Consider the following 8,184-nt stretch of genomic DNA (forward strand, 5'->3'; position numbering starts at 1 on the left):
GATGAACAGTCAAGGTCGTTTAACAGTAGGGGAGTTGGTCATGAGGGACGGAGACGGACTGCCGCGGGGCGTGGATCCGGGCAAGGCCAGCGTGGCCCGGATGTACGACGCCATGCTGGGCGGCGAGCACAACTTCGCCATCGACCGGGAGGCGGTGGCCGCCTTCACGGCGATCGACCCCCAGGTGCGCACACTGGCCCGCGCCAACCGCGCCTTCCTGGGCCGCGCCGTGCGGTTCCTGGTGGACGCCGGGGTACGCCAGTTCATCGACCTCGGCTCCGGGATCCCCACCCAGGGCAATGTGCACGAGGTCGCCCAGGCGGCCAGCCCCGGCGCCAAGGTGGTGTACGTGGACAACGACCCGGTCGCGGTCGCGCACAGCGAGGCTCTTCTCGCCGACAACCCGGACGCGGCGATCGTGGCCGCCGACATCCGTGATCCCGCGGGGGTACTCTCCGCGCCGCAGGTGCGCAAGCTCATCGACTTCGAGGAGCCCGTCGCCGTTCTGATGATCACGATCCTGCACTTCGTCACACCGCAGGAGGACCCGGGCGGCATCGTGGCCGCCTTCCGGGACGCGCTGCCCGCGGGCAGCTGGCTGGCCCTGACCCACGCCACGGACGAGGACCGTCCGGACACGGCCGCGGCCGTCGGGCAGCTGTACCGCGACCGGGCCACCTCGCCGGTCACGGCACGCTCCCACGACGAGATCACGTCCCTCTTCGACGGCTTCGACCTGGCGGAGCCGGGGCTGGTCTACGTCCCGCTGTGGCGCCCGGACCGGGACGAGGAGATCCCGGAGGATCCGTCCCAGTTCTGGGTGTACGCCGGGGTGGGCCGCAAGAACGCGTGAACGGCGGGTGGGGAGGCTCCGGCTCCCCGGGCCTCCCCACCCGTGACGGCCGTGACGGCTCAGGCGGGACGTATCGCGCTGTGGATGGCCCGTGGGCCCGCGAAGAAGATCGACTCCTCGCTTATCGACGCGCCCGGACTCGGGGCGTGGACCATGGTGCCGTTGCCCGCGTACAGGCCCACGTGACTGACCTCGCCGTAGAAGAAGATCAGGTCCCCCGGCTCCAGTTCGGCGAGCTCGATCGCCGCGCCGGAGCCGACCTGTTCGTGGGTGGTACGGGGCAGGGCCACTCCGGCGGCCCGCCAGGCGGCCTGGGTGAGACTCGAGCAGTCGTAGGAGCCCGGACCGGTGGCCCCCCACACGCACGGCTTGCCGATCTGGGCGCGGGCGAAGGCCAGCGCCTTGGCGGCCTTCCGCTCGTAGGCCGAGACCGGGCTGTCGCCGACGCCGACGCCTGGGCCGGTGGCGGGGTCGGGGCCGGTGGCGGCCCCCGGCTCGCCCGCCGCTCCCGGGCCGCCGGCCTGGCTGGCGTCGAAGAGTGAGTTGCCGTCCAGCGGCGGGGTCGTGTCGAACAGCCCCGTGGCGTGCCGCTGCCACTGCGTCGCCTCCGGCTGAGGCGCGGGCCGGGGCTCCTCGGCCGGGCGCGCCCCGACGGCGGCGGGTGGCGGCGCGCTCTGCTGCGCGGCGTGCCGGGACAGCATCTCGCCGGCCCGGGCGAGCTTGTTCCGCGTCCGCTCCTTGGCGGGCCGCCGCACCGCGGCCTGCCGGTGGCGCGCGACCGAGACAGCCGCCCCGCCGACCACCTCGCGCCCCGCCTCGGCCACACCCGCAAACCCCGCGACGGGACCCGCGGGCGGGGTCGCAGTGCTCGGACTTCCGATGCTGAGCACATCCATGGACCCGGTGGCCGACGCCTCCAGGGCTCCGGCGGAGAGCGCCTGCGTGCTGCCGGTGGTCGGCGCCTGCATGCCGCCGGTGGGGGGCGGCTGCATGGTGCCGATGGGGAGTACGCCCATGGTGCCGGTGGTCGGCGCTTCCATGGTTCCCGTCGGGAGTACCCCTGTGGTCACGTTCGGCGGCGAGCCGATCGTGCCGGTGGGGGGCGGCTGCATGATGCCGATGGGGAGTGCTTCCATGCTGCCGGTGGGTGGCGCCTGCATGATGTCGGCCGGGAGGGCCCCCGTGGTCCCCGTGGGCGGCGGCTGCATGATGCCGACGGGGAGTGCTCCCATGCTGCCGGTGGGTGGCGCCTGCATGATGTCGGCCGGGAGGGCCCCCATGGTCCCCGTGGGCGGTGGCTGCATGGTCCTGTTGGGGAGCACTTCCATGGTGCCGGTGGGCACCGGTCCCGCCGTTCCGGCGGCCGGCGGTTCCATGGAGCGGGCGGTCAGTTCCGCCACGGGGGAGGCGGCCACGGTGGCGGTGGGTGCGGCGGGCAACTCCGGTGGAGGCGTGGTGTCCCGTACCGCGGCCGGCAGTTCGGGCACAGGGCCCGCCGGGCCCGCGGTCAGCTCCGGCCGAGGCGCCCTGCCCGCCTCGAGGCCCAGTGCCTCGCGGACGTCCTCCGGACGCCTGCCCGGCGCGGCGGCAGGGGAGTTGGCCGGGTTGGGCATACGGTCCGGCGGCAGGATCGCGGGCATGGTCGGACCCAACTGGGCGCGTCCCACGTCGAACCACTTCCTGGCCACCCGGTCGAGCGCCGGATCGGATCCCCCGGAACCGCTCCAGCCGGCCGAACCGCGCCGCGTACGTGCGCTCTTGCTCATCGCACGGGTGGCGTTGAAATTCCCCGTGGCGTTCTCCGCCTGGTCGTAGAGGCTGCTGATCCGCTGCTGGACCTCGGCGCGGCTGGGCCTGTCGTCGCTCGGTCGTTCCCGCGTCAAGAAGGACGCACTCCTCCCATGGGCCGCCCACCGGTTCTGCTCTCGGCATCGGGCGGACGTTCTGTGGAAGGCGTGCCCTACGGCCCCTGTCCGGAGGGACAGTTGAGCCGCTTCACCCCGAGGTTGGTCGGTTCCCCGGCTCCGGCCGCTGTGGGGGCCAACCGGACTCGGCGGAGGTCGCACGATCCGACGCGACTCGCCGGAGGCAATCGTGCGGCCTGGTCGTCAACTTAGCGAACATGTGTGCTCGGAGTGAAGATTGAAGCGTGGAATGTCCGATACGTATTCGTGACCTTCCCGTGAGGTGCCTCACGCTCGTCCGGCCCGGACTTCTTACGGAATGCGGACGTCCGAGGCCGGGGAGCGCTCGGGGGCGGCACGGGGGTGGGGGTGGTGTCACGCTGGAGGCATGCAGGAGTCGTACGAGTCCACGGGTGCCGGGTCCGGCGAGCGGCGGCCGGCCGGGGCGGCGCGGGTGCTGGTCGTCGAGGACGATGCCACGGTCGCCGAGATCGTCTCCGGCTACCTGGACCGCGCGGGCCATGTCGTCGACCGTGCCGCGGACGGGCCGACCGCGCTCGCCCGGGCCGCCGCGCACTGGCCGGACCTGGTCGTGCTCGACCTGATGCTGCCGGGCATGGACGGACTGGAGGTGTGCCGCCGGATGCGCGGGCGCGGCCCGGTGCCGGTCATCATGCTCACCGCCCGCGGCGACGAGGACGACCGCATCCTGGGTCTGGAGGTCGGCGCCGACGACTACGTCACCAAGCCGTTCAGCCCCCGCGAGCTCGTCCTGCGGGTGGAGTCGGTGCTGCGCCGCACCCGGCCCGTCACCGCGCCGCGGCCGCTCGCCGCGGCCGGACTCGCCGTGGACCCGGCCGGCCGCCGTGCCACCAGGGACGGTGCCGAACTCGCGCTCACCCTCCGCGAGTTCGACCTGCTCACCTTCTTCCTGCGCCACCCTGGCCGGGTGTTCAGCCGCGAGGACCTGATGCGCGAGGTGTGGGGATGGGACTTCGGCGACCTCTCCACGGTCACCGTCCACGTCCGGCGGCTGCGCGGCAAGGTCGAGGACGACCCGGCCCGGCCCCGTCTCATCCAGACCGTGTGGGGCGTCGGCTACCGGTTCGACCCCACCGGACACGACGGGAGTTGACGGTGCGCGACACCCTGTTCATCGCCCTGTACGCCTTCCTCGGCGCCGCCGTGGCGGGTCTGGTCGGCGCGGGCGCGCTGCGGCTGATCCGGCGGCGCTCGCTGACGGCCTCGCTCGCCGTGGTCGCCGCCGTGGCGGTGGGCGCGATGCTGACCGGCACCCTGGCCGTGGCCCAGGCGATGTTCCTGTCCGCGCACGACCTGTCCGTCGTCACCACCGTCGTGGCGATGGCGGCGGTGGTGTCCCTGGCCACCGCGCTGCTCCTGGGCCGCTGGGTCGTGGCCCGCAGCCGCGAGCTCGCCCACGCCGCCCGCTCGCTCGGCGACGGCGGCGGCTTCGCCGCGCCCCACCGTCCGGCGACCGCCGAACTCGAGTCGCTGAGCCGCGAGTTGGCGGCCACCAGTGCGCGGCTCGCCGAGTCCCGGGAGCGTGAGCGTGCCCTGGAGTCCTCCCGCCGGGAACTCGTCGCCTGGATCTCCCACGACCTGCGCACCCCGCTCGCCGGACTGCGCGCCATGTCCGAGGCGCTGGAGGACGGGGTGGCCGCCGATCCGGACCGCTACCTCCGGCAGATCCGCACCGAGGTGGAGCGCCTCAACGACATGGTGGGCGACCTGTTCGAGCTGTCCCGCATCCACGCCGGCTCCCTGGCCCTCACCCGCTCCCGGATCTCCGTGTACGACCTGGTCGGCGACGCGCTCGCCGGGGCGGACCCGCTGGCGAGGGAACTCGGCGTCCACCTCGTGGCCGACCACGTCGAGCCGGTGCCGGTCGAGGTGGACGGCAAGGAGATGAGCCGCGTGCTGGGCAACCTGCTGGTGAACGCGATCCGCCGCACCCCGGCCGACGGCACGGTCGCGGTCGCCGCCGCACGTTCCCCCGGCGGGGTCGTCCTGTCCGTCACGGACGGCTGCGGCGGCATCCCCGAGGAGGACCTTCCACGCGTCTTCGACACCGGCTGGCGCGGCACCCACGCCCGCACGCCCCCCGCGGGAGCGGGCCTGGGCCTGGCCATCGTCCGCGGCATCGTCGAGGCCCACCAGGGCCGGGCCGCCGTACGCAACATCCCGGGCGGCTGCCGCTTCGAGGTGACCCTGCCGGCACCGGAGGCGTGAGCCTCACCAGACCCCCTCAGAGCCCGCCGGCCCCATGGTCCCCATCAATCGGCCCCCAACAGAGGGGAGAGCCCCGGCCGCCTCCCCGCCCCGTGAGGCGCTCCCGACCGCGGCCGTACCGCCGTGGCACCCTGGCCCCATGTGCGGTCGCTACGTCTCCACCCGCGGTCCGGAGGACCTGGTCCGGCACTTCCGGGTCACCGAGTGGCGCCCGTCGGAGGCGCTGGCGCCGAGCTGGAACGTCGCCCCGACCGACGAGGTGTGGGCCGTTCTCGAACGCGCCCCGCGCGAGGACCGCACCGCGGCCGCCGTACGCAGGGAGCTGCGGCCGCTGCGCTGGGGACTGGTCCCGTCCTGGGCGAAGGACATGAGGGCAGGCGCCCGGATGATCAACGCCCGGGTGGAGACCGTGCACGAGAAGCCGGCCTTCCGCCGCGCCTTCGTGCGGAACCGCTGCCTGCTGCCCGCCGACGGCTTCTACGAATGGCAGCAGATCAAGTCCGCCGACACCGGCAGGACCCGCAAGCAGCCGTACTACATCAGCCCCGAGGACGGCGCGCTGATGGCGCTCGCCGGCCTGTACGCGTACTGGCGCGACCCGCACGTGGCGCGGGACGACGACCCCGCCGCCTGGCTGACCACGTGCACCATCATCACCACCGAGGCCACCGACGAGGCCGGCCGTGTCCACCCCCGGATGCCGCTGGCCCTCACCCCGGAGCACTACGACGCCTGGCTCGATCCCCGCCATCAGGACCCCGGCGAACTGCGGGCGCTGCTGAGCCCGCCTGCGGACGGCAGGCTCGGCGCCCGGCCCGTCTCCCCGGCCGTCAACAGCGTCCGCAACAACGGCCCCGAACTGTTGGAGGAGACACCGCCGTGACAGGCCGGACCGCCCCGGCCCACCCGCACCGCGCCGTGCGCCGGACGGGCACCCGTTCCCCCTGATGCCCCCGATGACCGCCCACCCGGGCGAACTGCACCCCTGCCCCCGCCCGACCAGCCCTTACGGTGCTCAGGAGGGCTCAAGACGCCTCAAGGGTGCTCACCAGCGCTCGGCAGGCGATGTCGAAGGCGGCGCGGTCCGGCGGTCCGGGTGTGACGGCCCGGACGGGACGGCCGGTCCGGAAGGGGAGGCGCGGTGGCTGGTGCGGGCGCTCCGGCGGGCGGGCCGGGCCGCGGGCGCCGGGCAGCGCGCCGTGTGCCCGGCAGCCGCCCGGCGCCCTCCGTACGTCTCCCGCCGCGCGCCCGGACCGCTCCCATGGTCCCGAAGGCCGAGAGCACCGTGCCCTGGCTGCGGGTCGCCGCCGCCTACGCCTGGCGCCTCATCCTCGTCGGCGTCGTCGTCTACGGCGTCTTCACCGTCCTCGGCCGCTTCCAGCTCATCGCCGTGGCCCTGTTCCTGGGCCTGGTCATCACCTCGATCCTGCGCCCCCTCACCGACCTGCTGAACCGCTTCCTGCCCCGAGCGCTGTGCGTCGCCGTCGCCCTGGTCGGCAGCCTGCTGCTCCTGTTCGCCCTGCTGGCGCTCGTGGGCAACGCGGTGGCGGGGGAGTCGGCGAAGCTCGCCGGCGAGTTCGGCGGCGGTATCCACAGGATCGAGCAGTGGCTCCAGCGCCCGCCGTTCCGGCTCAGCCAGAACAGACTGTCCGATCTCCAGAGACAGGTCCTGTCCTACCTGTCCGCCCACCGCGCCGGGCTCCTCAGCAGCGCGCTCAGCGGCTTCGGCAGACTCGTCGAACTGGTCACGGCGGGCGCCCTCGCGGTCTTCTCCTCCGTCTTCTTCATCCACTCCGGCGAGAACCTCTGGCGGTGGGTGCGCGACCAGCTGCTCCCCAGCGGGGCCCGGCCGGTGTGGGACCGGGCCGGGCAGGCCGCATGGCGGACCTTCGCCGGGTACACGCGCGGCATCATCATCGTGGCGGCCACCAACGCCGTACTCGTCGGCGTCGTCCTGCTGGTGCTGCGCGTACCGCTCGCGCTGCCGCTGACGCTGCTGGAGTTCTTCGCCACGTTCGTGCCGCTGATCGGCTCACCGGTCGCGCTCGGCGTGGCCACGGTGGTCGCGCTCGCGGGGCGTGGCCCGCTCACCGCGGTGGCCGTCCTCGCCCTGATCGTCGTCATCGGCCAGCTCGAAGGACATGTGCTGCACCCTGTGGTGATGAGCTGGGCGGTGCGCCTGCACCCGCTCGTCGTCGCCGTCTCCGTCATCGCGGGCGGCATCGTCGCGGGCGTGATCGGCGCCGTGGTCGCCGTCCCGTTCGTCTCCGTCACCTGGGCGGTGCTGCGCGCACTGCGCCCCGCCCCGCCCTGACGTCCCGCCCACGAGCCGTTTCCGGCACCGGCGCTTTTCGGCAGCGGCAGAAGGGGCACGCGTTCGTCGTACGCCCCCCGAGCGGAGGAACGGTGCCGTCATGGCCGAGTACGAACGTTCACGCACGATGCCCGCTCAGCCCGAGCAGGTCTTCGACGAGGCCGCCGACGTCGGCCGGTTCGACGCCTGGTTGCCCGGCGAACTGCACGTGCACGCGGAGGAGCCCCCCGCCGTCACGGTGCACGAGGACCACGCCGACCGGGACACCGCCGCCCAGCTGCGCGCCGAACGCGACCAGATGCGGATCGAGTGGGGCACCCGCGAGCAGGGCGGCTACGCGGGCTGGCTCCAGGTCGCGGGCATCGGCAGCGGCGCCACCGAGGTGACGGTCCACCTGTCGTTCTTCGACGACCGCCACGATCCGGGCGAGCGCGCCGCCTGCGACGCCCTCGACAGCAGCCTGCGCCGCCTGGAGGAGCAGGTACGGCTCCACACCGACCACACCGGCGGCTGACCGCCCCGACCGGGCCGTACCCCACGGCTGTCCTCCGGGCTGCCTTCCCGCGGGTTGACGTGCCGTCACCCATCGCCTGCCGTAGGCGGTTCGCCCCGCGCGCCGGGATCACGCCCTGTCGCGGCTTCCAGTGGTGGCCGCTGGACGCCGGTTCGCGGGTCGGCACCCCGAGAGGCCGCGTGGACGGACGGCGGTGACGCGAAGGCAGGACGGGACGCGTCGTCCGGTCCCGGCCGGGTACCCGGGCCGCTGCCCGGGGGGGTGCCCCTATGTGTTTGGTCAAGGTCCGAGGCCAGTAAGTTCGTTTGGTCGGGTGCGGAGGCCGAGCCGTGGGGGTGTGCATGGGTGA

At 73.9% G+C, this 8,184-nt stretch carries 7 protein-coding genes; 6 read left to right on the top strand and 1 reads right to left on the bottom strand.

What is annotated here, in order from left to right; genetic code table 11:
- Nucleotides 1-40 precede the first annotated feature (40 nt).
- A complete protein-coding gene (locus tag ACWC91_RS38275) occupies nucleotides 41-853 on the top strand; it encodes an SAM-dependent methyltransferase (RefSeq protein WP_225079470.1) in 813 nt (270 codons plus the stop codon).
- Between the two features lie 59 nt (nucleotides 854-912).
- Here ACWC91_RS38275 and ACWC91_RS38280 read toward each other — a convergent pair whose 3' ends face one another.
- Nucleotides 913-2,736, bottom strand: a complete 1,824-nt coding sequence (locus ACWC91_RS38280; protein ID WP_450643420.1) for an NlpC/P60 family protein — start codon at nucleotides 2,734-2,736, stop codon at nucleotides 913-915.
- Between the two features lie 409 nt (nucleotides 2,737-3,145).
- Between ACWC91_RS38280 and ACWC91_RS38285 the strand changes: the two genes are divergently transcribed.
- From ACWC91_RS38285 to ACWC91_RS38305, 5 genes are all read left to right on the top strand, one after another.
- Nucleotides 3,146-3,892: a response regulator transcription factor gene (locus ACWC91_RS38285; protein WP_376501168.1), complete on the top strand. Its 747-nt coding sequence runs from the start codon at nucleotides 3,146-3,148 to the stop codon at nucleotides 3,890-3,892.
- A 2-nt stretch (nucleotides 3,893-3,894) separates the two neighbouring features.
- Nucleotides 3,895-5,007, top strand: a complete 1,113-nt coding sequence (locus ACWC91_RS38290; RefSeq protein ID WP_225079473.1) for a sensor histidine kinase — start codon at nucleotides 3,895-3,897, stop codon at nucleotides 5,005-5,007.
- A 139-nt stretch (nucleotides 5,008-5,146) separates the two neighbouring features.
- On the top strand, nucleotides 5,147-5,890 hold the full coding sequence (locus ACWC91_RS38295; RefSeq protein ID WP_225079474.1) for an SOS response-associated peptidase: 744 nt from the start codon (nucleotides 5,147-5,149) through the stop codon (nucleotides 5,888-5,890).
- Between the two features lie 378 nt (nucleotides 5,891-6,268).
- Nucleotides 6,269-7,321, top strand: a complete 1,053-nt coding sequence (locus ACWC91_RS38300) for an AI-2E family transporter (RefSeq protein WP_225079475.1) — start codon at nucleotides 6,269-6,271, stop codon at nucleotides 7,319-7,321.
- A 100-nt stretch (nucleotides 7,322-7,421) separates the two neighbouring features.
- Entirely contained in the window at nucleotides 7,422-7,835 is a 414-nt protein-coding gene (locus ACWC91_RS38305) for an SRPBCC family protein (protein ID WP_281157007.1), read from the top strand.
- The last annotated feature ends 349 nt before the right edge of the window (nucleotides 7,836-8,184 follow it).

This window comes from Streptomyces sp. NPDC001204, assembly GCF_053598035.1.